We start from the raw sequence: 26,479 nt of genomic DNA, 5'->3' as shown, positions 1-26,479 counted from the left end.
TGCTGATAAAGGTTCCGTATACTCGAACGCCAATTCGTCCCGGTCGAGACCTGCTTCGCCTAACGAGTTCGATGAATTCGACTGTTTCGTGACTGGCTGTGCACTGGCTACTGACGGACGTGGGCGAACGGACGCGAGAAACGAAAGCCGTCGAGGGGAGATTAATTCGATGAGCGTCGTTCGACCTCACGCTTTCGCTCATCCGCTACATCTTGCTTCGATGGCGGACGGCACTGTTTGTCTTGCAGTCGACAATGACCGGCCCGTCAGGTTGGTGGCCGAGAATATCGCTGATAGCGGTCAGATCGTCCTTCGATCGAACGGTGTAGCTATCTGCGCCGAGCGACCGAGCAACATCTGCGATATCAGGCGCCTCCAAGAGGGCGACGTCGGCGTACTTGTTAGCGGTTTGCAGACTGTGGTACTCTGTTCCGAGAGCGTTGTCGTTCATGACAATAATTATCATGGGGATCTCGTTGCGGACGGCGGTATCCACCTCTTGAATCGCCATCATGAATCCCGCATCGCCACAGAACGTGACAGGGGTACGGTCACCCGAGTTCAACGCCGCACCGATCCCGTGGGGAAGCCCCTGTCCGATGGCCGCGAAGTCGAGCGTCCAGTGGAAATCGGCCGGTTTCGGCGTCGAAATCCCGTCGAGGACCCACCGCGAAAAGTGTCCACCGTCGCTTACAACCACGCGGTTTTCGGGCAAGAGACGATCGAGATTCCGGACCAGTTCTCGCGGATCGATTCGCCCCTCCTGTTCGGGGAACTCGCCCTCGTCCAGCGCCGGGGTGTCTTCGATCTGGTTTCGGAAGCGATCCGTCCAGAACTCGCCACTTCGGTCAATTCCGCGCGCCTCTAGCTGTGCGGTCAACGCGTCGACCGTTAGCCGGGCGTCCCCTTGGATGCCAAGATCGACGGGCACGTATCTCCCGATTGCGCTCGGGTCCGTATCGATGTGGACGACTTTAACCCCGTCATCGATGAGGTGTCCGGAATCCGTCGTATACGGGTTTAGGCTACAGCCGACCGCCAAGACAAAGTCACTTTCATGCAAGTGTTCGTTCGCAATGTTGCTCCCGAAATCGCCAACGAACCCAAGCGAGAATGGATGATCGCCAAAGTACCCCCGGGCCTGCAGGGTAGTGGCGAGCACGGCGTTCGTCCGCTTGGCGAACGACTCGATCGCCTCCTTCGCATCCGCCTTAATTGCGCCGCGACCGGCGATGACCATCGGGATTTTGGTCGCGTCTGAATCGAGGTACAACTCGGCGGCCGCATCGATCACGTCGTCGTCAGGGTGGAGACGGGCGTCCGATACGACGGCGTTCGTCGTCGATCGATTTCGGGCGATTTCGACATCGGAATCGGTGAGTTCGTCGTCCAGTACGTCCCATGGAACCTGTACCGCTATCGGTCCCTCTCCAACTCGAAGACTCCGAAAGGCATCCTTGAGCGTTGGAAGTAGCGTTTCGGGGCTCCGAACGGAGCGGACGGTACCGACCGTCGACTTTAGAAAGGACTCCTGTTCGAAGTCCTTGATATCGTACGTGTCGGAGACGGGCATCTCCGGGACGATGACGAGCAACTTCGCACCCTTCTTTCGAGCTGTGACGAGCGAGGTCCCGGTCTGTGCGACTGCAGGCCCTCGACCGACAATACAGACACCGACATCGTCACTTGCCCGCGAGTAGCCGTCGGCCATCGCGACGGCACCCTGCTCGTGGCGTGTGTGGACGACGCTCATGTCTTCACTCCATTGCTCGTGTAACGTCGACAGCATGCTCATCGTATCCTCGCTCATCAGCGCGAATAGCGTCTCGACTCCCTCCTCGTTGAACAGTCTACTGACTGCTTCGTGGACTTTCATCGCTTCTCCTCGATACTATACCTCCATTGTTATCGTAGTACCGGTGAGCCTGATCCGTCCCGGTTCAAGCGGAAAGAAATCCATCGCGAACGGAAGGTCACGTCACTCGAAATACGTCGAGAAGCTCTTTTCCAAGCCAGAGACACGGTCGTACAAGTATCCATCCTCGGGAAACGAGTGATCGTCAACGTCAACGACATCGCAATGGGGTGGCAGCGTCAACGTCGCGTTGGCCAGTGACTTCGTGTTCGCCGCCGAGCGGACTCGACGGTCAGTGAGGTGTTTAAGAACATTGGACCGTCGGTCGAGTTCGGGGGCTCGTTCCTGTTTCCACAACTCGCCCGCTCTCACAAAGCCAAAGAACTCGTATTCTCAGACAAGCCTATTTCGGGCGTCGAAGCGGCCGAAACCGGCTTCGTTAACGATACAGTTTCGGCAGCGGAACTCAACAGATCAGTCGATGAAGTGGTTTCGGATCTCTCGTCGGCCCGACCGAGGCGCTCGCACTGGCGAACCGAGGCTTCAACACGGCCACTACCGTCGACTTCGCACGGCGCTTTGGAACGAAGCGACGCCACAGGGATCTCCAATCGACTTGAGATCATCGAGAAGGCGTCAACGCGTTCTTCGAGGACCGGACCCGGAGTTCCACGGGGAGTAACTATAAGCCACAGGTCGAGTAGCATCTTTGCATGGGTGATAGACCCTTGCAAACATCGATAGCGATGTCAGACGAGCAATGCATCACCGTCAGAGGGGCGGATCTCACGGAGGAACTGATGGGGACCCTCGACTTCGGCGAGTTCTTTTACTTCCATCTGACGGGCGAGATGCCGACCGACTCGGAATCTCGAGTATTCAACACCCTCCTGGTCACGGTCGTCGAACACGGAATCACTCCGAGCGTGATCGCTGCGCGGCTCACCTATGACTCTGCACCCGAGGCAGTACAGGGTGCGGTCGCGAGCGGTCTGCTCGGCGCGGGGAAGACCTTCCTCGGATCGATGCAGGACGTCGCGGAAATGGTTCAGAACGGCGTCTCGCGGATCGATGCCGGTGAGCCGAGCGACGCGGTCGCACACGACGCCGTCGCTGCGCATGATCGACTACCGGGCTTCGGGCACCCCGAACACGACCCGACCGATCCTCGGACCGAGCGAATCTTTGCCATCCTCGAGGACGAAGAGATGGACGGTCCGTATCTCGAGTTCATCTATGACGTTCAGGATGCGGCAGAAGCGCAGTTCGGGTCTCGCCCGCTGATCAATGCGACGGGTGCCATCGGCGTTGGAGTATCTGAACTTGGTCTCGATCCGCTCGTCGCTCGCGGAATCGCGCTCGTCTCGCGTTCGGCGGGACTCGTTGGACATCTCAATGAAGAGGCCGATGAGCCGATGGCCCGCGATATCTGGGATATCGTCGAGGAGAACGTCGATTACCGGGGTGAGCCGTAATAATCGATGGTACGGTTGTCATCGTCACCGGCGGTGCCAGCGGTCTCGGACGCGAAACGACGATTCAAATGACCGAGATGGGTACAAGTGTCGTCGTCAGCGATTTCGGCTCGAGGCCCACAGCGAGGATGTGAACGAGGAGCCGCTTCGAGATGTTGTCGACGAGATCCCCGAGAACGGCGGCGGTGCCGTCCCCACCGTCACTGATTCCAAATTAGCGTGGTCGTTGACGGCCGAAGGTGGTTGGGGCCCGACCTCGCAGCCGAGTTCGACGGCCTGCTCGAGGGAGCATCGCGGTCGAAGACCGAATCCGGCGGCCCGTTGAACGAACTCGTCGAGTGGCTAGACGAGCAGTGCGAGTGATCGCTGCTATTCGTCCGCTATCTGTGTCGGCTGTTCGTCTTCGTTCAACCAGGGAAGCCCCTCGCGTTCGTTGCCGACGAGTTCGGCGTCGAACTCCTCGTCCAGAAGCTGCTTGTAGGCGTCGTGTTGGACGACGCTTTTCATGACTTCGGTCGCACCGCCCATGAATCTGCCAGCGCGAACGTCGCGCTGAGTTTGTTCGACTGGATACGATGTGGTCGTCCCGACTCCACCCATGATCTGGATGCAGGTGTCGGCGATTTCATGGGCCAGTTCGTTGCCGAGCCACTTTGCCATCGCACTCTCCATTCGACCAGCGGAGACACCACGATTGTCCATGATCCGCGCTGCGCGGGTGTTGAGTAGGTAGGCCCCGTCGAGTTTCGTTACCATCTCGGCGACCTTGTGGTTGACCGCCTGATATCGCGAGACCGGTTGTTCGTTAACCTCTCGGTTGGCGGTATAGTTGGCGGCGATTTCGAGTGCTTGTTGGCTCGCTCCGAGACAGTAGCGGGCAACGGTCAGGTGTTCGAGGTTGAGCTCGTCGGTGATATACGACCACGCCTCGCCCTCGTTCCCGACGAGATTTTCCTCGGGAACACGGACCTCATCGAACCGCATCCATGACGCCCCCGTTCCTCGAAAGCCGTGCCAATCGGACTGGTCCTGGAGAAGTTCTATGCCGTCGGTATCGCGATCGACCACGATGATCGAGACGCCCTCGCGGTCGCCGTCCTCGCCACTCGTGCGTACGGGGGTGAAGTAGAAGTCGGCGTAAGGCGCGAAGTCGATGAACCGCTTCTCGCCGTTGATCACCCATTCGTCTCCGTCCTTCTCGGCATTGGTCTCGAGATGAGCGAGATCGGTCCCGCTTCGGGGTTCCGTATAGGCCTGCGCAACGACAAGGTCGCCCGCGGCCATCGGCTCTAGATAGGCCTCCTTGATGTGTTGATTGCCGTGTTCGTACATTGTACGTCCGACGTGTTGTGTCAGCGATGTCTGACAGGCGTGAACGATGTTGCCACAGTAGCCGATCGCTTGTTCGGCCAGCACTGTCTCGGTGATCGTCCCACCCGGACCGCCGTGCTCCTCAGGAACCGAAATCGCATTGAAGCCGGCGTCTCCCATTCGACTGACGTATTTCTGCCACTCCTCGCGAGAGCCGTTGTTCTCGTCAAGGGCTCGGAAGTGGTCGTGGCCAAGGCCGTCGACAAACACCTCTGTCTCGAGAGTGGTTATCGCGTCGGCTAGGTACGCTTCTTCCTCTTCTGTCAGGACTGTGTCCTCCCCGATCATAGCGGATAGAACAACGAATACGAGCGACCACTATAAGTGTTACAATAGGTAATAAAATACTGGTATTTGGAATAACACTATTGGAAAGAGAACGAAGATATCCATCGTTCGAAGGGTTGGCCGCCCCGCCCGGACTGTCGGTCGAGATTCGACTTGCCAACTGGCAGGAGAAATTATTATATTCAGTACTGTAAAACAGGATTCCGATCAGTCAGGGTTGAGTTTCTCGCGTTTCACTCGGTCGCCGCACCCCGATATTGGATAGCAGGTGGTGCTATTCGACAAGGTGTTCGGTGACCGCTTCGCCCGACTACTTCAATTCCGGTAAAACGTATATGATATATACGATCAAGTATATATGGTTTGGATTGTGTTATCATGACAGTGATGTCGTACAACAGACGGCACTTTATGACGGCTGCTGGTGCAGCAGGATTAGCAGGGGTAGCTGGCTGTATCGGTGGCGAAAACGGCGATAGTAGTGTTGAGAGTGATACTACTGATTGGAGTTTTGGGATCACACGCGAGGGAACGATCGGATATATCAAGGCTAGCGGGTGGGCCCAACTTTTCGAGAACTCTGACACGGATATTTCCCTGACCCTCAATACAACTGGTGGGTCGGAAGAGGCGTACAGGCTCTGTGCCGCAGGTGAGAACCACATTACCAGAGGGACGAGCGCAATGGGAATGGCATCCTACGAGGAGGAGAGTCGACCGGGTGCCCAATTCGGCGGTGACAACACCATTCCGACCGTCCCACAACAGGTCATGGCGATCGCCGATATCCGTCCGTTCTGGGTAACGATGGATGATAGCATCCAATCCATTGACGACTTACAGGGCAAAACAGTACACAACGGCGCTGCCGGCTCCCGCTTCGTCGGTGCGATTCCCTTCGACAGTGTCGGGCTCTACGAAGACATCGAACTCACACAGGGCGACTGGTCGGACATTCCCTTCGCGCTCGAAGAAGGTCGCGTCGATGCCGCGTATACGTACGTGATGGCGAACGGAACGTCGCTTCCTGGATGGGCCGAACAACTAAACAGCATGGACAATCTGCGAATCCTTGAGTTCAGCGACGATCAGCTTTCGACGGTCGAAGAGGACCCGTACCTCAACGTCACCGAGGTACCGGTCAACGAGGTTTTCGGGTTCGAAACGAACATCGACACGGTCCAATCACCAACGGCGCCGTACCAATGGTACGTCCATCCGGAACTCAGCAATGAACTCGTCAAGGAGTTCTGTGAAATCTCGTTTAGCAACGTAGACGAGATACAGAGCGTCCACGACGCACTTGGACTGTTCACTGAAGAGTACGCGGTAGACGGTCTTACTCAGTCACCAGTTCATCCGGGAGCCGCCGAATGGTACCAGGAAAACGATCTATGGAACGAAGACCTGATCGAAGGATAAGTATCGATCTCTTCATTTCCAATTATGTCGAACACATCCACCGATCAGGAACTGAGTCTAGAAGAGAAAGGAGACCAGTTACCGGCACTGAATTTCACCTTCAAGAACGCACAGTGGCTGTTACTCACCGTCAGTGCACTCGTCTTCTCGGTCTATCACATCGCATACGGGTATTCGTATTTCGTAAATAGCGACCAGCATACCATCATCTCGCTGTGTCTATCCGTATTTTTGATGGTCCAACTGGTCGAAGCCGATCTGAGTAGGATTTCCGGAAAGGCGCTGTTCGCCGCAAAGGTGGCCACGTCAGCGTTGCTACTCTACATCACGTACTATTTCGTGACGAGGTACTCCGAGCTGTTGTCACGGATCCTCAACTACACGCAGATGGAGTACGTGTTCGCACTCGTATTAATCGTATTAATACTCCTCTTCACGTACTTCAGATATGGGTTCTTCGTCTCGGGGATCGTCGTTCTGTCGGTCGGATACGCGATGTTCGGTTCGTACATCCCCGGAGCGTTCGGTCATAGCAGTATTTCGCTAGCTCGAGTCCTTGAACGATCCTCCCTCGTGTTCGACATCGGACTCTTCGGCTTCCTCCCCGGCGTTGGCGCCCAGTGGATCGTTATCTTCCTTGTCTACGCGAGTCTCCTGATCGAGTTCGGCGCGCTCCAACTGGCAATCGACTTCGGGAAACGGATGAACGAACACCTGCAGTCCGGGGTGCCGCAACTGGCAGTCGTGACGAGTTTCGTGATGGGATCGATCTCGGGTAGTGCAGCAGCCAACACTGCAACGACGGGTTCCGTAACGATTCCGCTGATGAAGAGTTACGGGATGGACGGCGAGACCGCTGCAGCCATCGAATCGAATGCCTCGTCGGGCGGCCAGGTCCTTCCCCCGATCATGGGGGCGTCGGCGTTCGTCATGGCTTCGTTCCTCAATATTAGCTACCTCGATGTCGTCGTCGGGGCGTTGCTTCCGGCGGTCATTTTCTATCTCACCGTATCAATTACCGTCTACTACGTCAGTAAAGGGTACGACCTCAGCAATTCGGACACAGACGAGGAGCAGATTCTGGAGACGACACAAGCGGCGAACCAACCGTGGTACGTCTACTTACCTTTGCTCGCATCCGTACTGATCCTTATCTACGATCTCGGCATCCGCCAGACGGGACCGCTTACCGCTGGCTTTCACTCAGTTATCTCGCTCATCGGACTGCAGCTTATCTGGAACATGGTCCTTACGGACGACAGACGATCTTCGCTCCGTGACTTCGGTCGTAACCTGCTAGTCGGCCTCCAGAAGGGTGCGATAGCCAGTGCAGAGATCATGGTCGTCCTCGGTGCGATTGCAATCTTCGTCAGTATGCTCGGCAGCGGAAACATCGTCCAAGAATTGTCCTTCCTTATGTTGGGTCTCTCGGGAGAACTCCTCTTCCCGCTGCTGCTCGTTGCGATGATTCTGTCAATCATGTTCGGCCTGGGGATGCCGACTGTCGCCGCGTACGTCGTCGTCGTAGTGTTCGTCGCACCAGCCGTCGGGGACCTCGGAATCTCGGAATTTAACACGCACCTGTTCGTGTTCTACTTCGCGATTCTATCCGCCATTACGCCACCGGTCGCGCTGGCGGCCGTTATCGCCAGCGGTATTGCCGAAGCGAGTTTTACGCAGGTGGCGAAAAAGGCGATGATCATGGGAGCACCGCTGTTCATCCTCCCGTACACGATCATATATCACCCGAGCATCGCTCAGTGGGGCAGTGATACACCGTTGACGTTCATCTACTTGCTCGCGACCTTCGCCGCGATTGTCACCATTATCCACTTCGATCTCGACTACAACGAGTTCGTCTCTGGCGGTATCAAATCCGTCGGAGTGGGTGTACTGGTTGTCATCATGTTTTGGGGAACGTCTACCATCCAGATGGGTGGATTCGTTCTGGCGGTCCTTGTCGTCGTTGCGTTCCATTATCTGGAGCGTCAAGAGTCGATAACGGCCACTCCCGCCTGAGGTGCCTTCTCTTTTCGAGTGGCGGTCACCGGGTACGCTCGCTGGAGCGCAGCGAGACGAACGGGGCGGCCGTCCGTCGATCGATAGCGGTCTCTCCGAGTTGAGCGGTCCGCGGCCACCCTGCCTTAGCGGCCGTGTCTCGACGGAGAATGAACGCTCTCTTGAGGAAGCACAAAGTAATCCCACCACAGGTGGGAGCGGGGCCAGTTCGGACGCGAACCGGGCCGATCTCAGCCGGCAGTCCAGAGATGTGTCCCTAACGACGGTCGGTGGACGGTCAACGCCGTTGGCATCGAGCTACGGTGATTCTCGCAGGACGCCCGCGTCTAGCAGGTCGGTGATCGTCTCCGCGTCGTAGCCGTACTCGTCGAGGACGGCTCGCGTGTGTTCGCCGTTCCGCGGCGGCGACGACATGGGCTCGAGCGAGCGATTGGCGAATCGGAACGGCATTCGCGTCGTCCGACAGTCTGTCTCGAGGTGTTGATTGTATGTCTCGACGAACAGATCCCGATGGTCGGCGTGGGGGTCATCGTTGACCAGTTCGTCAATGGACTGAAGCGGGCCGACGGGAATGCCGGATTCGGCCAATAACTCGACGAGTTCTCGGCGATCGAATTGCTCGAACTCGGACTCGAGTTCCGCCCGAAGCGCGTCGCGGTTCTCCCATCGATCATCGGCGGTCTCGAACCGCTCGGCCTCCAACAGGTCCGGCCGATCGAGGGTGTCACAGAGTCGGCCGTACAGTTTCTCCGAAGCCGTCGCGAGGTAAAACGGCTGCCCGTCTCCGGCCTCGAAAATACCGTAGGGTGCCATTCCGTAAAGCCCCGCTCCGGAGCGGTTGGGGAGTTCGTCGGTCGACGTGTAGTGAGCAACCCAGTACCCCATCCACGTCGTGGCGACGTCGAACAACGAGAGGTCGATATGGGTCCCGCTCTCGTTCTCGGGCCCGTTGCCTATCAACCCGCCCATGACGAGCATCGCACCGGTGAGCCCGGTCGAGTAGTCGATTGCGCTCGTTCCGACACGGACCGGTTCGCCGTCGGTCGGGCCGGTGACACTCATGAGACCGGACATGGCCTGTGCGACCGGGTCGTAGGCTGGATACTCCTCATACGGCCCGTCCTGCCCGAATCCCGTGATCGAGCAGTAGACGATGTCGTCGTTTTCCGCGCTAAGATCCTCGTAGCTGAGGCCGAAGCGATCCATCACCCCCGGTCGGAAGCTTTCGACGATGACGTCCGCGTCGGCCGCGAGATCGCGAGCGATCGCCCGACCTCGTTCGCTTTTCAAGTCGAGACTGATACTCCGCTTCCCACGGTTGCACGACGCAAACATTGAGCCCTCGATAAGGGGTCTGAAAGCGTCTCCTTCGGGCGGTTCCACCTTCACGACGTTTGCTCCCAGGATGGCCAACGACTGGGTGCAGATGGGACCGGCGATCGACTGGGTAAAGTCAAGTACGTCAATTCCTCTCAGTGGTTGCATGCAAACAGTTCGATCCACGTGACGCAATGGGTTATCACTTATTACACGTCAGTGTCAGGTCGACTATACGGATGCACACCCGGTGACGTTCAACGGAATAGCCGTACCAAGGTCTATACCCACACCTCGCTAGAGGTGACGTGTAGATGAGCGGCAAATACTTCGAGGAGTTCGAGATCGGAGAAACGTTCGAATCGAGAACCCGGACGATCACCGAAGCCGACGTGACGACCTTCGCTGGCCTGTCGGGTGACTACAACGAGATACACGTCAGCGAGGAATACGCCGAGGAGACGATCTTCGGCTCTCGAATTGCCCACGGTCCGCTCGTGTTCAGCATTGGGCTCGGCCTGACGACGCAGATCGGTTACACGGAGGGGACCGTCGTCGGCCTCTACGGAATTGACAATATGCGGTTCCCGACTCCCGTCTTTCCGGGCGATACCGTTCGGACGGTCCAAGAAGTGACTGGCCTCACGAAGAAGGAGAAAGGCGGCGTCGTTACGCTCCGAACGACTATTTATAATCAGAACGACGACATCTGTGTCGTCTGGGACCACCGGAAGATGGTCCAGTATGTCACTGAGTAACTGAGCACGGTCGGCCGTATCACGACCACCGGCCAATTCGGAAGCCACTCTGGCCCCGATTTCGCGACCGAGGCGCTCTTTGCAACAAGAATTATGTAGATCTGTGGTGGGGAAGAGGACATGGGTTCGACACAGCGAGCCGCAGTAACCGGTATCGGCGAATCGCCAATCGGGAAGACACCGGAGATGGATTCGATCAATCTCTACGCGAGCGCCTGTCTCGAAGCGGTCGACGACGCCGGGCTCGAAAAAGCGGATATCGACGGTCTCGTGACCGGATACTCGCTCGTCGATCCGAAGTTGATGCACAGCACGGTTGTTGCCGATTACCTGGGATTGAATCTCACGTACAACGAGAGCCTTCGGCTCGGCGGTGCGACGCCGTTCGTCGGCGTCTGCCATGCCGCAAACGCCGTCCGACAGGGCCAGTGTGAAAACGTCGTCGTCGCGTTCGGTGATAATCGTCGAACGGGATTCGCGAAGGGCGACGACGGGGTCAGCAGTCTCGCGACGGAGGTCGGCCACCCCGAGTTCGAGAACCCGTTCGGGCCGTTGGTGCCGTCGATGTACGCGCTGATCGCACAGAAGCATATGGCGACGTACGGAACGACCGCGGCGGAACTCGCGACGGTCGCCGTCGCCTGCCGTGAACATGCGTCGATGCGTGGAGCCGGACAGCACACCGAACGGATCGATGTCGACGACGTCCTCTCCTCGGGACTGATTTCGTCGCCGCTTCACAAACTCGAGTGTGCATTGATCAGCGACTGTGCTGGTGCCGTCGTCGTGTCCTCGGCCGATGCGGCCAAGAAGACACGAGACCCGGTCGAGTTGGCCGGTTACGGGGAGGGACACGGGTCGGAGTACATCCACCGACGGGATGACCTGTTGGAGACGCCCGCGGCAGCGAGCGGGACGACGGCGTTCGAGATGGCCGGTCGAACCCCCGACGATGTCGACGTCGCGCAGTTGTACGACTGCTTTACGATCACGCCACTTCTTCTCCTTGAAGATCTCGGATTCTGCGAGAAGGGCGAAAGCGGATCGTTCGTCCGCGAGCGTGGGATCACGACCGACGGGGAACTGCCGGTGAACACGCATGGTGGGGAGCTCTCTTATGCCGGCGCGGGCGTCTTCCACATTCTCGAGGCTGCACGGCAGATCAGAGGAGACGCCGCGGAGACGCAGGTGGATGCCGACCTTGCGCTCGCTCACGGCGTCGGCGGTGTCCTGTCTACAAACGCGACGCTGCTAATGGAGGCCTGGTGAGATGAGCGACAGACCCGTTCCGACGCCGTCGGAAGACACGGCCGAGTTTTGGGACACCTGTAACGACGGGCAGTTCGTCGTCCAACGATGTACCGACTGTGAACACGAGCGGTTCTATCCGGCAGCCGTCTGCCCGAACTGCTGGAACACGGGGTCCGAAGCAGTCGAACTGGACGGGAGCGGGACCGTCGAATCGTTTACCGTCGTCCACCGCGCTCCGACAGAGGCGTTCGAGGGGGACACACCGTACATCGTCGCGCTCGTGAAGATGGGGAGTACAAACGACGTGACGGTATTAGCCAATGTCCTCGCGGAGCCGGCGGACATCTCCGTTGGCGACTCGGTGGTGCTGGCCTGGGAGGACCGGGGCGACAAACAGCTGTACCAGTTCGAACTCGCGGAGCAATAGCTGCCTCCGTTCAGCGGTGATGGGGTCGAGAGAGGATTTTATCGTTCCATCCATCCGGTGGCACCACACACCGACTCGGCGAGCAGTGAGTAACGTCCCAAACACTTACCCCACATCAAGAGTAGAGCCAGATATGGAGGCAGCGAACCCCCCAGAGACGGATGTATTACCCCTTGATGACGTTACCATCGTCGATCTGACCCAGGTCGCAGCCGGCCCGTTCGCAACAATGGCCCTCGGCGACCTCGGCGCTGACGTAATCAAGATCGAAGCGGTCGGTCGCGGCGATCGGAGTCGGGATATTCAGCCCACGCCCGCCTACTTCGATACCCTGAACCGGAACAAGTACAGCGTCGCCATCGATCTCAAGAGCGATGCAGGGCAGAAAGCGGCCCAGCGTCTCGTCGCCGATGCCGATGTCTTCATCGAGAGCACGAAACCGGGACGTGCAGACTCGTTCGGACTGGGGTATGAGACCCTGGCCGAACTGAACTCGGAGCTCATCTACTGTTCGATCTCCGGATTCGGCCGCGACAGCCCGTACGAAGACCTGCCGGCATGGGACATGTTGATCCAGGGAATGAGCGGTATCATGAGCATTACCGGCGAAGAAGGCGGGGAATCGCTGTGGTCGGGGCTTCCCAGCGGCGATCTCATCGCCGGCTCCTACGCCAGCCAAAGCGTTCTCGCCGCGCTGTACGCTCGAGAGCGGGGGCGCATCGACAGCGAGTGGATCGAGGTGCCCATGTTAGATGCGGCCATCACCTGGCTCACTGCTCGCGCCGGATACACGTTTGGCTACGACGAGCCGTTCCCCCGCCTCGGCACACACCACCCGTCGATCGTCCCCTTCGGAAAGTACGACTGCGACGACGCACCGATCATCATTGCAGCGGGGACACCGGACTTCTGGCGCGGCTTCTGCCGGGCGCTCGAGCGACCTGACCTGCTCGAGGACGATCGGTTCGTGACGATGGAAGACCGGGTCGAAAACCGGGAGGAACTGGACGACGTCATTGAACCGATTCTGGAATCCGAATCGAGTGACTACTGGATTGATCGGCTCCACGCCGAAGACGTTCCCGCCGGGCCGATCTACGACACAAATACTGTCTGGGAGGACGAACACGTCAAACGGCGCGGCCTCCATCAAGTCATGGAACGCGACGGACGGGAGGATGCGGACGTGATCGACCAGCCCGTCCACTTCACCCAACTCGGCACCCAACTGGAGACTGCCCCGCAGCGGCTGGGCCAGAGCACCGATTCGATCCTCGAGCGCCACGGCTACTCCGCCGAGGAACTCGAGCAGCTCCGCGAGGAAGGCGTCATCCAGTAGTTCAGGACACTCAACGCGAGACGGTGACAACGAGGGACCGTCGCCGGTTGCTGCGATTCGAAAGCGTCGACCGTGAATCGCACCTGTCCGAAGAACTAAGACGATCTGCGGGGGCGCTCTTACCTATGGCTCGCATTACGCTACCGCGACAGTCGGAGCTGCCGGAGGAGTACCAGTATCTCCTGAGCGAGGACGCGCTCGGTGAACTCGAACTGTTACAGGCAGTCGGATCGAATCCGCCGGTTCTCCAGACGTACATGCGCCACGGCACCGTGCTGTGGGAACACGCCGGTCTGTCGTCTCGTGCGGTTGAGCTCGTCGTTCTGGCAATCGCTCGTGAACTGGAAAACGAATACGAGTGGCACCAGCACGTCGGACTCGCTCGAGACGCCGGTGTCGAATCGGGGGAGATTAGGGCGATCAGTGCCGGGCGCGTCGACGAGTTCAACCCCGCGGATAGCACGTTGCTCGAGTACGCGCAGCTCGCTGCTCGACGAACGGTTGACGACGAGGCACACGAAAAGATCCGCGCCTACTTCGATGAAGAGACGATCGCAGGAGTCGCATCAGTGGTCGGTCACTACCTCGGTACCGCCGTCGTCATCGACGCGCTCGACGTCCGACCGGAGACCGCGTTCGTCGGCTGGGAACCCGACGACGAGATAATCGAGACGTACGATCGCAGCGACTAGAAACCCATCACATCCGTGTTATCGTTCACTCGTCGCTCCTCTATTCGTCACCGAACGCGCCGTCCGCCTCGAGGACGGTGTATCGATCGCCCAGCCCGAGGGACTCGAAGACGGTCGCCGTGTTTTCTCCGAGGGACGGGGGGTCACAGCGGTGGGAAACGCCGATATCAGTTCCCCCTAACGGCGTGAGCATCGCCTGAACCGTCTCGTCGCCGCTCGACTGCGTCTCCACGAGGAGATCGAGAGCGGTCAGGTGTGGGTCATCGAGCAGTTCCGACGGGTGATTGACGGGAGCAGACGGGACGCCGACGTCCAGTAGCGCGTCGACCACCGCCGACCGATCGCGGCCGCGAAGGGCCTCCTGAATCAGATCGTAGAGGACGTCGGCGTTCGCCTGCCGTCCCTCGTTCGTCTCGAAACGCTCGTCTGCGAGTAACTCCGGCGCGTCGATGGCCTCGCAAAACGCCGGCCAGTGGTGTTTGGTGATGACGCCGGCGAAGAGCCATTCGTTCGGTTCGGTCTCGAACACGTCGTAGAGGCCGAATGCGGGATGAGAGGACCCGAGCGGCGGATGATCGTCGAAGAGTTGCGCGAAGACGGTCCAGTAGTGCGTCCAGTGGGAAGCCGTTTCGAAGAGGCCGGCGTCGATCTTCTGGCCCGTTCCGGTCGTTTCGCGCATCCACAGCGCCAACATCGCTCCGAACGCACCGTAGACGCCGGTTCCGAAGTCGACGACGGACGTTCCCGCCCGAAGCGGCTTTTGCCCCGAAGAACCAGTCATCCGCATCATTCCTGACATGGCCTGGCCGACGACATCCATTCCTGGCCGATCGTCGTACGGACCGCCCTGGCGGAAACCGGCGATAGACACGTAAATCAGGTCGTCACGCTCGTCGCTGAGCGCGTCGTACCCAATACCCAGTCGTTCGGTGACTCCGGGCCGGAGGTTTTCGACGACGATGTCTGCCGCCGCGACGAGTTCACGATAGGCCTCGCACCCGGCGTCGTTCTGGAGATCGATCGTCGCGCTGTGTTTGTTCCGGTTGAGCGCGGTAAAGATCGCGTCGCCGGTGTCGCCGGCCTGGCGAATCACGTCGCCGGTTCCCGGCCGTTCGACTTTGATCACTTCGGCACCGAGATCACCGAGCATAAGTCCCGTAAAGGGTGCTGCGATGAGATTACCGAGTTCGATGACGGTGATTCCGGACAGCGGGAGTTGCGCTGCTGACTCAGTGTCGGTCATGGATTAGTGGTGGACAGAGTGTGTATTACTATCGGAGGACGTTGTTCTCGGTGGTGACACGTGACCATACTGTACCCGTCGGCGTTCGGCCTCCCGGAGCAACGAGGAACGACGACTCATCGGTTCTCGATCACACCGCTCGCGATGATGGAGGGGTGGATCCCGCTCGTGCCGCCGATTGACATATTGGTATTGCTCATCACAGTATATCGGTCTGGGACTGGAACCATATCTGTTACGCTGCGGCCGGGACGCGTGACAGTCAACTACAGTTGGGCGGTGTGACCGTCCCCTGAGTCCGAGACGGCGAACCTCACCTTGAGGTGACTGCGGCCGAGGGAAAACGTTATTCCCCGACGTTCCGTGGACTTTCACATGTCCGATGACGTAGTCACCGCCACCGTTACGGAAGGAGTCGGTCGCATGCGAATCGAGCGGCCGGAGAGCCTAAATGCATTCACCCCGCGCGTCCTCGAGAAATTACACGACGCGGTTCGGTCGTTCGAGGCGGACGACGACGTCCGTGCGATCCTGTTTACGGCTGCCGGCGACAAGGCGTTCTGTGCAGGGGTCGATCTCGGTGACGAAGGTGGACTCTCAGAATCAACGCCGGAGGCGCTGGATACCGTCCACCGAGCGCAGCGCGTGCTCAAGGCGCTCCGACGCACGCCGCTTCCCGTCGTCGGCGGTGTCAACGGCTACGCGATGGGTGCCGGAATGGACCTCGCGCTGGGCTGCGATATTAGAGTAATCAGGGCCGACGCCGAGATGAGCCAGTCGTATGTGAACGTGGGGCTATCGCCAGGCGATGGCGGCGCGTACATGCTTCCCCGTCTCGTCGGCGAAGAGGTTGCAAAGGATCTGATCTTCTCCGGTCGCCGTATCTCTGGGACGGAGGCCAAAGAACTGGGCATCGCCTCGACGGTCGTGGACGGGGATGCCGAGCGAACTCGAGAGGTTGCCTTCGATCGAGCCCGCGAGCTAGCGGAGGGACCAACCGTTGCGCTCGGGAACGCGAAGCAACTTGTCAACGAGGCCCAGGACATCAACATGGAAACGGGGCTCGAGCACGCGATTGAGGCACTCGGCGAGTGTCGCGAAACGGACGATCACGCGGAGGCCATCGCCGCGTTCGACGAGAAGCGCGAACCCGAGTTCCAGGGTGAGTAACCGGCCCAGACATCGTCAGCCTGCCGGAGACGCGCAGCACCTGCTCCGTGACGAACGCCGTGACACCCTCCGCAATTCACCAGATAGCAATACAAAAGTTAACGTATCACTCCCGTGAACTCGTGTCTATGTCTGTAAGCCTCGACCACGACACTGACCGGAACACCGTTTCTCACCTCCGACTGGACTTTGGTGATTTGAACCTACTTTCACCCGACGCAATCGCCACCCTCCGTGACCGGGTCGAGTCCGTCCCCGACGACGTTTCGGTCCTCACTATCGGCCCCGATGCCGACGACGGCGTCGGCGGTCTGACCGCCGGGCTGAAACTCGACGCGGTGAAAGACCTTTCCGTCTCCGAAGCGCGCGAGGTGCTAGTGGACCTGTACGAGCTCAATCAGGGGGTTCGAAACCTCGATGCGGTCACCGTCTGTCGGTGCGGTGACTACGCGCTCGGCGGCGGCCTCGAGCTCGCGATGTCGTGTGACTTTCGCGTCGCAACCGAGGATGCCGCGCTCGGGCTTCCGGAGATCGACGCTGGACTCGTCACCGGCATCCAGGGCGGACTCCTCATCCGCCTAGTCGGCCTTCAGGCGGCGAAAGAAATCGTCTACACCGGCGACCCGGTCTCGGGCCGAGAAGCCGAGGAACTCGGGTTGGTCAACCGGGCGGTTGCACCGGACGCGTACGACGAAACCGTCGATGAACTCGTCGAGACGCTGGCCAGCAAGAGCCCGCGAATCATCCAGTGGCAGACGCAGGTCTTTCGGGCGCTCCGATCGAACGGCGTCGAATCGGGCATCGATCACAGCCTCGAAACAATCGCCGCGTGTTTCGACACGTCCGATCAATTGGAGGCGATGACAGCGTTCCTCGAGAACCGAGAGCCGGAGTTTCACGGCCGGTAGCAGGCCCGGCGATTCGAACAGGACAACGCGGTTTCCGAAACCGACTCAGTAGGAGCGCGGAAGATCAAGGACGTGCTGTGCGATGTAGTTTTTGACCATCTCGTTCGAAATCGGCGCGAGTACGTTGATCATGACTTCGCGCCAGTATCGCTCCACGTCGTACTCCCTTGCATACCCCATTCCGCCGTGAACGCGAACGGCGCGTTCACAGGCTTCGATCGCGTCCTCGCTCGCCCGGAGTTTGACGGCATTAGACTCCGGCCCCGAGTTCTTCCCGTTGTCGTACAGCCACGCGGCCTTCCGGATCATCAGTTCGTCCTGCGCCAGCTTGCTCCACGATTCCGCGAGCGGGTGCTGAATTGCCTGGTAGGTGCCGATGGCATTGTCGAAGACCTCGCGCTCCCTGGCGTAGGATGCGGCCTTTTCGAGCGCGGCCTGTCCGATCCCGACCGCGTTCGCAGCGATGCTGATCCGCTCGGAGTTCGCGAACGAGAGGAGATATTTGAACCCCTCCCCTTCCTCACCGATTCGATCCGCGGCCGGAATGCGGAAGTCGTCGAACCAGACCTCGTTCGAATCCGACGCACCGCGACCAGCCTTCGGAATCTCGCTCACGTCGACGCTATCCATATCCTTGTTGAACCCGGTGAAAAAGAGCGTGAGGCCGCCGAATCGATCGCTCGCCTCGCGCGATTCCGTCCGCGTGAGAAGCATGATGACGTCCGCTTCCTGTGCCTTCGAAGTCCAGATTTTCTGGCCGTTCACGACGTACTCGTCGCCGTCTCGTTCCGCAAACGTTTCGATCTGTGACGTATCGGTTCCCGCGTTCGGTTCCGTGACGCCCGTACAGACCATAACCTCTCCGTCGGCAATTTTTGGTAGGTACCGTTCCTTGTGGTCGTCCGACCCGTATTCCACCAGCGGGGCGGCGCTGAAGACGTGGTGTGACGTGAGCGACGTGCCGGCCATCGCAGCGCCAGAGCGGGCGATTTCCTGCTGGATGATACTTGCTTCCTGGACGCCATACCCCTGTCCGCCGTACTCCTCCGGAATCGTGACGCCACACCAGCCACCATCGGCGAATTCCTCGTAGAACTCCCATCCGAACTCGTGTTGCATATCCTTTTCACGCCAGTACTCGTCGCCGAACTGGTCACAAAGATCCTGAATCTCGTTTCTGATGAGTTGTTGCTCATCGCTGAGCTCGAAATCCATACTGGTAATTTTCTGGAAGAGAACTTATAGGCATCGGTGGTCCCCACGCCGCTCACATCTCGTGGCTGCCAAGCCGTACTGCTCGCAATGCTAACGACTAATTAGCGACCGGTCGTAGAGTCGCTGATAGCAGAGAAGGTCTTGCTCGACGTTTCGAATCGAATAGCTACGCTGACCGTCAACAACCCGGACAAACGGAACGTGATGGATCAGGAGACCCGGACTGCGCTCCGCGAACGTCTCGACGAGACCGATGCGAACGATGATATCAGAGCCGTTATCCTTCGGGGAAAAGGCGACTCGTACATTGCCGGTGGAGACATCGGAGCGTTCACCGACTTCGATCGGGTCGACGCGCTTGAGTACTTGACGAACTACGGTCAAGGGCTGTACAACGACGTCGCAGATCTCACTAAACCGGCGATTGCGGCCATCGATGGCTACGCCTTCGGCGGCGGACTCGAAGTCTCACTCGCTTGTGACCTGCGCGTTGCGACACCGGACGCGATGGTCGGACTCCCGGAGGTCGGACTCGGGATCCTTCCCGGCGGTGGCGGCACCCAGCGCCTCGCTCACGTCGCGGGTGCCGGCGTCGCGAAGGACCTCATCTTCACCGGCCGCGCGGTCGACGCCGAGGAGGCCGCAGATCTCGGTATCGTCAATCGCATCTACGACGAGGGTTCGTTCGACGACTCCGTCCGCGAACTGGCAGAAACCATCGCGGCGAACGCTCCGCTGGCGATTCGACTGGCGAAGGAGTCGATCAACCGCGGGTTGGACGACGAAGTGGGACTCGATTTCGAGCGGATCGCATGTGCATTCCTGTTCGGGACGGCGGACCAACGCGAGGGCGCTGAAGCGTTCCTCGAGAAGCGGGATCCGACCTTCGAGGGCCGTTGAGATCAGAGACACGCCCGTTTTGACAGGCCGTCCCAGTTGCCCGTGAACCGCCAGTATACGAGAGTAGAGATGGCGATCCACCAGTTCGCTCCGAATTGTCGGCAGTGGTTGGGCAAAGACGGCTACTGGCGTTCGATGAACTCGTCCAGCAACTCTGTTACTTCGTCGGGGCGCTCCATCATCGGATAATGGCCGACACCGTTGAGAACGATCGGCTCACAGTCGGGCAGTCGTTCGACCGTCTCGGCAAACACATCATCCTGAATGAAGTAATCGGCATCACCGCGAACCAGCATGACGGGACACTCCGCCCTGTGAAGGTCCTCGAGGATGTCGAAGTCCGCCCACGCCTGTAGATCGTTCGTAGCGACTTCCTGTGCGCTGCGGTGCTGCCAGGCGAGTTCCGTTCGATACTCCGCTGGACAGTCCGGTCCAGTGGAGTCAATCACGGAGTAGTCGAGAACGTCCTGCCACCCTGGAATCGCGTGCGAATGCGAAAGCCGGCCGAGCTGTGCGCCACGGGTCTTCCCTGCACCCTCCATGGCGACGGCCGCCGTGAGGTCGGTGGCGTGGTTGACAGCGATGTCGAGCGTCACGTCGCCGCCGATGGAACAGCCGCCGATGGCCGGCTGATCGAGGTTCAAGTGTTCTCCGAGCGCCCAGACCGCGTCGGCGTGCTGGCCGATACGCACGTGTGGTTCCCACTCGGTCGGATACGACTTCCCGTGGCCCGGTAGGTCCGGGACGACCACGTGATAGCCGCGGTCGGCGAGAGCGGGAGCAACGTACCGCCACTGTCGGCCGTCAGCGCCCGCCGTGTGAACCAGCACGACCGACTGGTCGTTCGAATCACCAACCGCCTCGTAGTAGATGCGCGTTCCGTCGACGTCGGCGTACCGGCCCGCCAATTCGGTCATCGTTCTCCCACCATCCGACTCGGATCATCGGGCGTGGTTGTCTGGAGGTGTCGGACGAACAGTTCGATGGCGTCGCGCAGCCGATTCGCCTCGAGTTTGTTCCCTCTCGTTCGAACGGTCGTCTCGTACAGCGCCTGCGAGAACGACGTTTCCCCGGCGGCCAGCCGCTGCCACGCCCGCTCGCTCCCGACCAGTCGAAACGTCGCACCGAACTGCGGGACATACCGTTCCGTGTCGATGATCTCGCCGCGATACACCTTCAGCCAGACGATATCGTCGCCGATTTCCATCGCGACGGAGCCGTCGAAGTGTTCAGCTGCTCGTTCGAACGCCTCGTCGCCGTTGACGGCCGCGACGGTCTCCGATACCCACGATTCGTTCCCGAACATCAGTGGATACTGAGACGAGTGCCTACGTAAAACTGCCGTTGGTCGAGGTCAGAACGAGTTCTCCCGGCGGCCGTCACAGCGCGGCTCAGAGAAACTCCTCGAGTCAATCGGAAACGTCGCCCTCGTCGTACGCTGCCCTCATCGCCGCCTGCTCGTCGCGTCGCGCCGTCTCAGCGTCCGGAAGCCGCAGCGGTGCCATCTGTGATTTGAGCGCTGCGATGGCGTCCGTGCTGGTCGTCGCCAGCGCTCCGAGGACGTCATCGAGGGCCTCGTCAAGCGCATCAGGCTCCGTGACACGGGTTGCGAACCCCGCTTCCAGCGCCGATCTCGGCACCGGTGAACAGCCACTCGCGAGCGCGATGGTCACCGATCGCCCTGGGGAGCAATGGGGCGGCGAATCCAGCGATTGGGATCCCCAGATCAGCCTCCGGCACTGAGAAGATCGCATCCTCGCTTGCGATGACCAGATCCGCCCCGAGACACGCGAGAAATCCCACACTGACCGCGCAACCGTGGACCCGTGCGACGACCGGAAGCGGGCACTTGCGCAGCGACAGCACCAGATCTTCGACACCCCGGGCCAGGGCCGCGGGATCCTCGAGCGCGTTGGGAGCGAGATCCGCTAGGTCCGCCCCCACCGAGAAGTTCTTACCGTCGGCGGAGACGACGAGGGCGTCTCCATCGGTCCGGCCGATAGAGCCGATCAACTCGGCGAGTGCCGCGATGGTGTCCGTCGGAAGCACATTGTGTTTCTCCGGCCGTGACAGACGGACGTCGTAGATTACTGCGTCGGGAGCGGTCTCGAGGGCTCTGATAGAGCAATCGATGTAGTCAGCTGCTGGTGTTTCAACCATACTCACGGATCGAAACCGGAATAAAAAGGTGTTACGCCGATCAGCCGATCGTCTGCTGGAGGATGCGATCGTATTCGTCCTCGAACTCGCCGCGGCTGCCGAGATACTGCAGGGTGTTCTTTCGCATGAGGTACAGCTCGTCGGCAACTTCCTTCGAGAGCCGGATCTTCTCGTCGACGAGCAACACCGTCACGCCCTCGTTACTGATCTCTACGATCGTGTCTCGGACGTCTTCGATAATCTTCGGTGCGAGGCCGAGTGTCGGCTCGTCTAGCATGATGAGATCCGGGTCGATGACCAACCCCTGCGCGATGGCGAGCATCTGTTGTTGGCCCCCGCTCATCGTCCCGGCCTGCTGGTCGCGTCGCTCGTCGAGGATCGGAAACAGGTCGAACACCTCCTCAAGCGGGTCGGGGACGGAGCTCTCGGCTGGGACTAGCGCTGTCCGAAGATTGTCGAGGACGGTCATCTCCGGGAAGATTGTGTGACGTTCCGGGACGTACGTCAGCCCCCGTTCAATGAGTTCGTGGGGTTTGCGGCCGACCGCATCCGCTCCCTTGAAGCGTATCGACCCGGAGTCCGGTGCTTTCGCGCCGGCGATTGTCTTCAGCAGCGTCGTCTTGCCGGCACCGTTAGCGCCGACGACCGAGACGACGCCGCCTTCACTAACGGCCATGTTCACGTCCCGGAGCACGATCATGTCTCCGTAGGACACCGCTAGATCGGATACCTCGAGGACGTCATCGCTCATAGGGCCATCTCCCCCAGGTACTCCTTCTGAATGTGGTCATCGTTCTTGATCGCTTCGGGCGTTCCCTGACCGAGGACGCTCCCCTGGGAAAGAACGATCACGCGGTCAGCGAGGTCGAATGCCGTTTCAATGTCGTGTTCAATGAGCATGAGCGTTTTCTCCCTGGCGAGCACGTTCAGGTACTCTACCATCGCGGGCTTCTCTGCCGGATTCAGACCCGAAAACACCTCATCGAGCAGCAGTAACTGGCCGTCGGCGGCCAGCGAGAGCGCGACCCGCTTTCGCTCGAACAGCGTCAGCGATTCGCCGCGTTTGTGCCGGATATCCATGAGGTCGAGGAGTTCCATCAGATCCCGTGGCTCGGTCTGGAACGCGCCGAGGCTGATGTTCTCGGCGACGGTGAGCTCGTCGAAGACAGCCACTTCCTGGAACGTCCGGCGAACTCCCATCCGGGCGACCTCGTAGTCGCGCTTCCGAGTGATATCCTCACCGTCGAAGCCGACGGTCCCGCTGTCCGGCATGTGGTAGCCAGTGATGCAGTTGAACAGCGTCGTCTTGCCGGCACCATTCGGTCCGATAATGACGTTGGTCTCACCCCGCTCGACGTCCAGCGTGACGCTGTCGAGCGCAACGATACCGCCGAACGTCCGCCGAAGATCGGTCACTTCCAGAAGGCCCATGCACTGACACCTCCGTTGGAATCGAAGAAATGGAAGCGGTCGTAGATCCCGCCGACGAGTCCGCGCGGCAAGAATAGGATGACCAGGATGAGCGTCGTACCGACGAAATATGGACGGAAGTCACCGAGTCCGGCCGAACGGACGACCTCGGGCAGGCCGACCATCAATACGGCGCCAATGATCGGGCCATAGACGGTCCGAAGTCCGCCAACGACTGCGATGACTAGCAGGAACACGGTCTGGTCAAGCACGAACGAATCCGGCGTGATGACTGTGTTGATGTGCGCGTACAGCGCCCCGCCGACGCCAAGGATGAACGCGCCAAGGACAATAGACACCAGCTTGTACGTCGATGGGTTATACCCAATCGATCTGAGCAGATCCTCGTTCTCGCTGGTCGCGATGGCGAGCGTGCCGAACAGCGACCGGTCGAACGCGGCGACGAGAAATACAACCAGCACCAGAATGACGAGTAGGAACACGTACTGTTCGACCTGACTCGCAAACGTGAGCGGGCCGATCGAGGGCTGGGGGATACCGATGACGCCAGTCGGCCCAACGCGTTCCCAGTTGGTGAACGCGTAGTAGACGATCTGTTCGAAGGCAAGCGTTGCGATGACGATTTCGAACGCCGATCCGATGACGATGACCGACGCGGCGACGGCCGTGCCGACGACCGCGGCGACTGCGCCGGCGATCAGTAGCGTAGCGATGAACGGGAGTCCGTGATGCATCATCAGCAATGCGGAGGTGACACCACCGGTGATCGCCAGCGCGGCCGGACAGAACACGAGCAGGTTCGGCCACCCGAGCATCATGTTGTACCCGGAGGCCATCACGCTGAACAGGAGAATTAACAGCGCGACGTAGCCGATGTAGTTCGACGAGACGACGAGCGGAATCGCCACGAGGCCGACGACGAGAACGATCACCGCCGGGCGAATCACGTCGGTCCACGCGATGCTTTGCATGTCAGTCGAGACTTCGTCTTCCGGGATGGCAGTGGCTTCCGGATTGCTCATCCGCCGACACCTCGCTGAATGAATCCGCGGAAACGGTTGCGGATGCCTGTCATGAGCGACTCCTCACCTTCGCTCAAAATGATTGCCTTCAAGAGGAAAAAGGCGATGAGCACGGCGAACTCCGAGGCGTAAATATAGTACGACGAGAAATACAGGACGGCGAACGCTTCGTAGATTCCCAGCGTGTAACCTGCGATCATAGCGCCCATGACGCGACCGATGCCGCCCAGGATAACGATGATGAACGCCTTGATGAGAAGTGAGAACCCCATCGTCGGCTCCAGGGAGTACATTGCGGCGTTGAGTACGCCAGCGACGGCGGCCATCGCGCTCGCGAGGGCGAACGCGACGAGAAACACGCGATTCACGTCGATACCGCGAACGACGGCCAAATCTCGGTTCTGGACGATCGCTCGTAACCCGAGACCGATCTCGGTATAGTTGATAAGCCAGTAGAGGAACGCGAAGTTCGCGACGGCAAACACGAACACGAGGATCTCCAGGTAGTTGGTCGTCACCGAAAGCGCCGAAACCGATCGGTCCTGAAGGCCCGCAACCGAGATGTACTTCGGCGAGTGTCCCCAGATCTGTGCGTAGAGGCGCTCGAGGATAGAGGCGAGGCCGATCGTGACGAGGATGACGCCGAAGATATACTCGGATTCCTTGCGATCGTACAGCGGTGCGAGCAATACTATCTCGATAATGGCACCGAGTAGTGCGATAACGACGATGGTGCCGAGAATGCCGATCGGCCATGGAACTCCGGTCACGTTGACCAGCTGATAGAATACGTACGCGCCGCCGGCAAACAGTGCGGCGTGTGCCATGTTCGGGATGTCCATCACCCCGAAGATGATGGTAAAACTCGCCGCGAAGACGGCGAAGATACTCCCCTGAACGAGTCCGTTGACGAGGGATTCCAGTAAAGCCATTTGTCTCGGATTAGAGGTCTACTTCCGGGGGAATATTCGTGATCGCCGGGAGCTGGCCGCTCCATTCGACTGTGTCGACAACCGCTTTGTCGCCGTCGGTCCCGAACTTGATGTACGCGGCCGGAATCGCCGGCTGCCCTTTATCGTTGATAGTGGCGTTTCCGAGGATCGTCGTGAACTCGTTGTCGACGAGCGCCTCACGTAGATCCGACCCGTTGGTTGAGCCGGCTTCCTCTATCGCGTATCGGGCTGCCTGTGCATCCGCATAGACGTTATACGCCGTTGGATGGTCCGCCGTGTCCATCTCCTGATACTCCTCGAACTGCGAAAGCGCCTCGTCGGAGATCGTGTTTCGAATTTCCTCGTTGTCGGTGTACGAGAGTCGCGTGTAGACACCGAGTGCGTGGACGTTCTCCATGGCGTTCCCGACTTCCCCGAGGTCATTATAGTCGGCACCACCCAATCCCGTCAGGACGGGCATTTCGTCGTTGAGTCCCTCGCGATTCTGCTGTAGAATGAACCGTTGCATCGCGCTGGCCCATGTCTGGATATACAGCGCATCGATGTCGGCATTCCGCGCACTCGTGATGAACGACGAGAAGTCCTGCTGATCGAACGAAAACCGGCCGAGGTTTTCGTAGTTTCCGGGGTTGCCGTCCGTCTCGAACCACCACTCCATCAGATCTAGCGTATCGTCGCCCCAGTCGCCCTCTTCTGCGATGACGCCGACGGTATCGATATCGTCGCTATCACTGACCAGTTGCAACGCGGGGTATGCGTCCATCACCGTCGACACCGTCAACCGGAACATGTACGTCCCCTCCTCGTTGACCTGCGGCGTGAAGCCGTGAGTGAACGTCGGTATCTGGTTGCTGTTGATGATTGGATTGATGGCGATCGCGCCGTTCGACCGCCACGACGAGAGGATCATCGAGACGTTGTCGACGTTCGTGAGGCGCTGTGCCGCCGACTGGGCCTGATCGTTCGACGACTCGTCGTCGTATTCGACAATCTCCACTTCGCGAGTCGAATCGCCGACTTCCAGTCCGCCGTCCTCGTTAACGCGGTCAACCCACGCATCCTGGGTTTCGGTCGCGAGTTCACCATAGGCCGCGGCCGATCCGGACAACGGGTTGATCGCGCCCAACTGGATGGCGTCACTATCGCTACCGAGACAGCCCGCCAATCCAATGATCCCACCGGCAGTTACACCGCTGTTCACGAGAAATGACCGTCTATTGCCCCGACTCATGTTATACAACCTCACTCATAACTAATATGAGT

Annotated in this window: 25 protein-coding genes; 11 read left to right on the top strand and 14 right to left on the bottom strand. The window is 59.6% G+C overall.

What is annotated here, in order from left to right; genetic code table 11:
* Positions 1 to 205: 205 nt before the first annotated feature.
* Positions 206 to 1,876: a thiamine pyrophosphate-binding protein gene (locus tag SM755_RS15060; protein ID WP_323173388.1), complete on the bottom strand. Its 1,671-nt coding sequence runs from the start codon at positions 1,874 to 1,876 to the stop codon at positions 206 to 208.
* A gap of 692 nt (positions 1,877 to 2,568) precedes the next feature.
* Between SM755_RS15060 and SM755_RS15055 the strand changes: the two genes are divergently transcribed.
* A complete protein-coding gene (locus SM755_RS15055; protein WP_323173387.1) occupies positions 2,569 to 3,330 on the top strand; it encodes a citryl-CoA lyase in 762 nt (253 codons plus the stop codon).
* Positions 3,331 to 3,699: 369 nt separating this feature from the next.
* On the opposite strand, the gene SM755_RS15050 is transcribed toward SM755_RS15055, so the two are convergent.
* Entirely contained in the window at positions 3,700 to 4,989 is a 1,290-nt protein-coding gene (locus SM755_RS15050) for an acyl-CoA dehydrogenase family protein (RefSeq protein WP_323173386.1), read from the bottom strand.
* Positions 4,990 to 5,367: 378 nt separating this feature from the next.
* On the opposite strand from SM755_RS15050, the gene SM755_RS15045 reads away from it, so the two are divergent.
* Positions 5,368 to 6,411 carry a TAXI family TRAP transporter solute-binding subunit gene (locus tag SM755_RS15045; protein WP_323173385.1) on the top strand — a complete coding sequence of 348 codons (1,044 nt, stop codon included), beginning with the start codon at positions 5,368 to 5,370 and terminating at the stop codon, positions 6,409 to 6,411.
* Positions 6,412 to 6,435: 24 nt separating this feature from the next.
* Positions 6,436 to 8,430 (top strand): TRAP transporter fused permease subunit, encoded by a 1,995-nt coding sequence (locus SM755_RS15040; RefSeq protein WP_323173384.1) that lies wholly within the window; start codon positions 6,436 to 6,438, stop codon positions 8,428 to 8,430.
* A 297-nt stretch (positions 8,431 to 8,727) separates the two neighbouring features.
* Here SM755_RS15040 and SM755_RS15035 read toward each other — a convergent pair whose 3' ends face one another.
* On the bottom strand, positions 8,728 to 9,915 hold the full coding sequence (locus SM755_RS15035) for a CoA transferase (RefSeq protein ID WP_323173383.1): 1,188 nt from the start codon (positions 9,913 to 9,915) through the stop codon (positions 8,728 to 8,730).
* 146 nt (positions 9,916 to 10,061) lie between these two features.
* Here SM755_RS15035 and SM755_RS15030 point away from each other — a divergent pair, with 146 nt between their 5' ends.
* From SM755_RS15030 to SM755_RS15010, 5 genes are all read left to right on the top strand, one after another.
* The gene (locus SM755_RS15030; RefSeq protein ID WP_323173382.1) at positions 10,062 to 10,505 is read left to right on the top strand and encodes a MaoC/PaaZ C-terminal domain-containing protein; all 444 of its coding nucleotides are present in this window, start codon (positions 10,062 to 10,064) and stop codon (positions 10,503 to 10,505) included.
* Between the two features lie 120 nt (positions 10,506 to 10,625).
* Complete coding sequence (locus tag SM755_RS15025) at positions 10,626 to 11,774, top strand: hypothetical protein (protein ID WP_323173381.1); 1,149 nt, start codon at positions 10,626 to 10,628, stop codon at positions 11,772 to 11,774.
* A gap of 1 nt (position 11,775) precedes the next feature.
* Positions 11,776 to 12,183 (top strand): OB-fold domain-containing protein, encoded by a 408-nt coding sequence (locus tag SM755_RS15020; RefSeq protein ID WP_323173380.1) that lies wholly within the window; start codon positions 11,776 to 11,778, stop codon positions 12,181 to 12,183.
* Positions 12,184 to 12,316: 133 nt separating this feature from the next.
* Positions 12,317 to 13,522, top strand: a complete 1,206-nt coding sequence (locus SM755_RS15015; protein WP_323173379.1) for a CaiB/BaiF CoA-transferase family protein — start codon at positions 12,317 to 12,319, stop codon at positions 13,520 to 13,522.
* 125 nt (positions 13,523 to 13,647) lie between these two features.
* Complete coding sequence (locus SM755_RS15010; RefSeq protein ID WP_323173378.1) at positions 13,648 to 14,214, top strand: carboxymuconolactone decarboxylase family protein; 567 nt, start codon at positions 13,648 to 13,650, stop codon at positions 14,212 to 14,214.
* A gap of 40 nt (positions 14,215 to 14,254) precedes the next feature.
* Here the strand turns inward: SM755_RS15010 and SM755_RS15005 are convergent, their stop codons facing one another.
* Positions 14,255 to 15,457 carry a CaiB/BaiF CoA-transferase family protein gene (locus tag SM755_RS15005; protein ID WP_323173377.1) on the bottom strand — a complete coding sequence of 401 codons (1,203 nt, stop codon included), beginning with the start codon at positions 15,455 to 15,457 and terminating at the stop codon, positions 14,255 to 14,257.
* 375 nt (positions 15,458 to 15,832) lie between these two features.
* On the opposite strand from SM755_RS15005, the gene SM755_RS15000 reads away from it, so the two are divergent.
* Both SM755_RS15000 and SM755_RS14995 read left to right on the top strand, forming a co-directional pair.
* The gene (locus SM755_RS15000; protein WP_323173376.1) at positions 15,833 to 16,627 is read left to right on the top strand and encodes an enoyl-CoA hydratase/isomerase family protein; all 795 of its coding nucleotides are present in this window, start codon (positions 15,833 to 15,835) and stop codon (positions 16,625 to 16,627) included.
* 128 nt (positions 16,628 to 16,755) lie between these two features.
* Positions 16,756 to 17,535 (top strand): enoyl-CoA hydratase-related protein, encoded by a 780-nt coding sequence (locus SM755_RS14995; RefSeq protein ID WP_323173375.1) that lies wholly within the window; start codon positions 16,756 to 16,758, stop codon positions 17,533 to 17,535.
* A 45-nt stretch (positions 17,536 to 17,580) separates the two neighbouring features.
* Here SM755_RS14995 and SM755_RS14990 read toward each other — a convergent pair whose 3' ends face one another.
* The gene (locus SM755_RS14990) at positions 17,581 to 18,750 is read right to left on the bottom strand and encodes an acyl-CoA dehydrogenase family protein (protein WP_323173374.1); all 1,170 of its coding nucleotides are present in this window, start codon (positions 18,748 to 18,750) and stop codon (positions 17,581 to 17,583) included.
* 141 nt (positions 18,751 to 18,891) lie between these two features.
* On the opposite strand from SM755_RS14990, the gene SM755_RS14985 reads away from it, so the two are divergent.
* The gene (locus tag SM755_RS14985) at positions 18,892 to 19,650 is read left to right on the top strand and encodes an enoyl-CoA hydratase/isomerase family protein (RefSeq protein ID WP_323173373.1); all 759 of its coding nucleotides are present in this window, start codon (positions 18,892 to 18,894) and stop codon (positions 19,648 to 19,650) included.
* A 122-nt stretch (positions 19,651 to 19,772) separates the two neighbouring features.
* Here the strand turns inward: SM755_RS14985 and SM755_RS14980 are convergent, their stop codons facing one another.
* The 9 genes from SM755_RS14980 to SM755_RS14940 form a co-directional block, all read right to left on the bottom strand.
* The gene (locus SM755_RS14980) at positions 19,773 to 20,567 is read right to left on the bottom strand and encodes an alpha/beta hydrolase (RefSeq protein ID WP_323173372.1); all 795 of its coding nucleotides are present in this window, start codon (positions 20,565 to 20,567) and stop codon (positions 19,773 to 19,775) included.
* Positions 20,564 to 20,956: a hypothetical protein gene (locus tag SM755_RS14975; protein ID WP_323173371.1), complete on the bottom strand. Its 393-nt coding sequence runs from the start codon at positions 20,954 to 20,956 to the stop codon at positions 20,564 to 20,566. Before SM755_RS14975 ends, SM755_RS14980 begins: the two co-directional genes overlap by 4 nt.
* Before the next feature lie 103 nt (positions 20,957 to 21,059).
* A complete protein-coding gene (locus tag SM755_RS14970; protein WP_323173370.1) occupies positions 21,060 to 21,290 on the bottom strand; it encodes a hypothetical protein in 231 nt (76 codons plus the stop codon).
* On the bottom strand, positions 21,238 to 21,810 hold the full coding sequence (locus SM755_RS14965; protein ID WP_323173369.1) for an enoyl-CoA hydratase/isomerase family protein: 573 nt from the start codon (positions 21,808 to 21,810) through the stop codon (positions 21,238 to 21,240). Before SM755_RS14965 ends, SM755_RS14970 begins: the two co-directional genes overlap by 53 nt.
* 40 nt (positions 21,811 to 21,850) lie before the next feature.
* A complete protein-coding gene (locus tag SM755_RS14960) occupies positions 21,851 to 22,561 on the bottom strand; it encodes an ABC transporter ATP-binding protein (protein WP_323173368.1) in 711 nt (236 codons plus the stop codon).
* Positions 22,558 to 23,241, bottom strand: coding sequence for an ATP-binding cassette domain-containing protein (locus tag SM755_RS14955; protein ID WP_323173367.1), 684 nt, complete (start codon positions 23,239 to 23,241; stop codon positions 22,558 to 22,560). The genes SM755_RS14960 and SM755_RS14955 overlap by 4 nt, the downstream gene beginning before the upstream one ends.
* Positions 23,223 to 24,263 carry a branched-chain amino acid ABC transporter permease gene (locus SM755_RS14950; RefSeq protein ID WP_323173366.1) on the bottom strand — a complete coding sequence of 347 codons (1,041 nt, stop codon included), beginning with the start codon at positions 24,261 to 24,263 and terminating at the stop codon, positions 23,223 to 23,225. The genes SM755_RS14955 and SM755_RS14950 overlap by 19 nt, the downstream gene beginning before the upstream one ends.
* Positions 24,260 to 25,195, bottom strand: coding sequence for a branched-chain amino acid ABC transporter permease (locus SM755_RS14945; RefSeq protein ID WP_323173365.1), 936 nt, complete (start codon positions 25,193 to 25,195; stop codon positions 24,260 to 24,262). The genes SM755_RS14950 and SM755_RS14945 overlap by 4 nt, the downstream gene beginning before the upstream one ends.
* Before the next feature lie 10 nt (positions 25,196 to 25,205).
* Positions 25,206 to 26,447: an ABC transporter substrate-binding protein gene (locus tag SM755_RS14940; RefSeq protein WP_323173364.1), complete on the bottom strand. Its 1,242-nt coding sequence runs from the start codon at positions 26,445 to 26,447 to the stop codon at positions 25,206 to 25,208.
* Positions 26,448 to 26,479: the final 32 nt, after the last annotated feature.

Origin of the sequence: Natrialba sp. PRR66 (assembly GCF_034808065.1) — an archaeon.
In the GTDB taxonomy this organism is placed as follows: domain Archaea; phylum Halobacteriota; class Halobacteria; order Halobacteriales; family Natrialbaceae; genus Natrialba; species Natrialba aegyptia.
Note: the sequence above shows the minus strand (reverse complement) of the source record. Positions and strands in the feature narration are given on the sequence as shown.

Bases quoted from the DNA above. Each gene is read 5' to 3' on its own strand.
- SM755_RS15060 (WP_323173388.1), bottom strand. From the start codon at position 1,876: ATGAAAGTCCACGAAGCAGTCAGTAGACTGTTCAACGAGGAGGGAGTC.
- SM755_RS15055 (WP_323173387.1), top strand. From the start codon at position 2,569: ATGGGTGATAGACCCTTGCAAACATCGATAGCGATGTCAGACGAGCAA.
- SM755_RS15050 (WP_323173386.1), bottom strand. From the start codon at position 4,989: ATGATCGGGGAGGACACAGTCCTGACAGAAGAGGAAGAAGCGTACCTA.
- SM755_RS15045 (WP_323173385.1), top strand. From the start codon at position 5,368: ATGACAGTGATGTCGTACAACAGACGGCACTTTATGACGGCTGCTGGT.
- SM755_RS15040 (WP_323173384.1), top strand. From the start codon at position 6,436: ATGTCGAACACATCCACCGATCAGGAACTGAGTCTAGAAGAGAAAGGA.
- SM755_RS15035 (WP_323173383.1), bottom strand. From the start codon at position 9,915: ATGCAACCACTGAGAGGAATTGACGTACTTGACTTTACCCAGTCGATC.
- SM755_RS15030 (WP_323173382.1), top strand. From the start codon at position 10,062: ATGAGCGGCAAATACTTCGAGGAGTTCGAGATCGGAGAAACGTTCGAA.
- SM755_RS15025 (WP_323173381.1), top strand. From the start codon at position 10,626: ATGGGTTCGACACAGCGAGCCGCAGTAACCGGTATCGGCGAATCGCCA.
- SM755_RS15020 (WP_323173380.1), top strand. From the start codon at position 11,776: ATGAGCGACAGACCCGTTCCGACGCCGTCGGAAGACACGGCCGAGTTT.
- SM755_RS15015 (WP_323173379.1), top strand. From the start codon at position 12,317: ATGGAGGCAGCGAACCCCCCAGAGACGGATGTATTACCCCTTGATGAC.
- SM755_RS15010 (WP_323173378.1), top strand. From the start codon at position 13,648: ATGGCTCGCATTACGCTACCGCGACAGTCGGAGCTGCCGGAGGAGTAC.
- SM755_RS15005 (WP_323173377.1), bottom strand. From the start codon at position 15,457: ATGACCGACACTGAGTCAGCAGCGCAACTCCCGCTGTCCGGAATCACC.
- SM755_RS15000 (WP_323173376.1), top strand. From the start codon at position 15,833: ATGTCCGATGACGTAGTCACCGCCACCGTTACGGAAGGAGTCGGTCGC.
- SM755_RS14995 (WP_323173375.1), top strand. From the start codon at position 16,756: ATGTCTGTAAGCCTCGACCACGACACTGACCGGAACACCGTTTCTCAC.
- SM755_RS14990 (WP_323173374.1), bottom strand. From the start codon at position 18,750: ATGGATTTCGAGCTCAGCGATGAGCAACAACTCATCAGAAACGAGATT.
- SM755_RS14980 (WP_323173372.1), bottom strand. From the start codon at position 20,567: ATGACCGAATTGGCGGGCCGGTACGCCGACGTCGACGGAACGCGCATC.
- SM755_RS14975 (WP_323173371.1), bottom strand. From the start codon at position 20,956: ATGTTCGGGAACGAATCGTGGGTATCGGAGACCGTCGCGGCCGTCAAC.
- SM755_RS14965 (WP_323173369.1), bottom strand. From the start codon at position 21,810: ATGGTTGAAACACCAGCAGCTGACTACATCGATTGCTCTATCAGAGCC.
- SM755_RS14960 (WP_323173368.1), bottom strand. From the start codon at position 22,561: ATGAGCGATGACGTCCTCGAGGTATCCGATCTAGCGGTGTCCTACGGA.
- SM755_RS14955 (WP_323173367.1), bottom strand. From the start codon at position 23,241: ATGGGCCTTCTGGAAGTGACCGATCTTCGGCGGACGTTCGGCGGTATC.
- SM755_RS14950 (WP_323173366.1), bottom strand. From the start codon at position 24,263: ATGAGCAATCCGGAAGCCACTGCCATCCCGGAAGACGAAGTCTCGACT.
- SM755_RS14945 (WP_323173365.1), bottom strand. From the start codon at position 25,195: ATGGCTTTACTGGAATCCCTCGTCAACGGACTCGTTCAGGGGAGTATC.
- SM755_RS14940 (WP_323173364.1), bottom strand. From the start codon at position 26,447: ATGAGTCGGGGCAATAGACGGTCATTTCTCGTGAACAGCGGTGTAACT.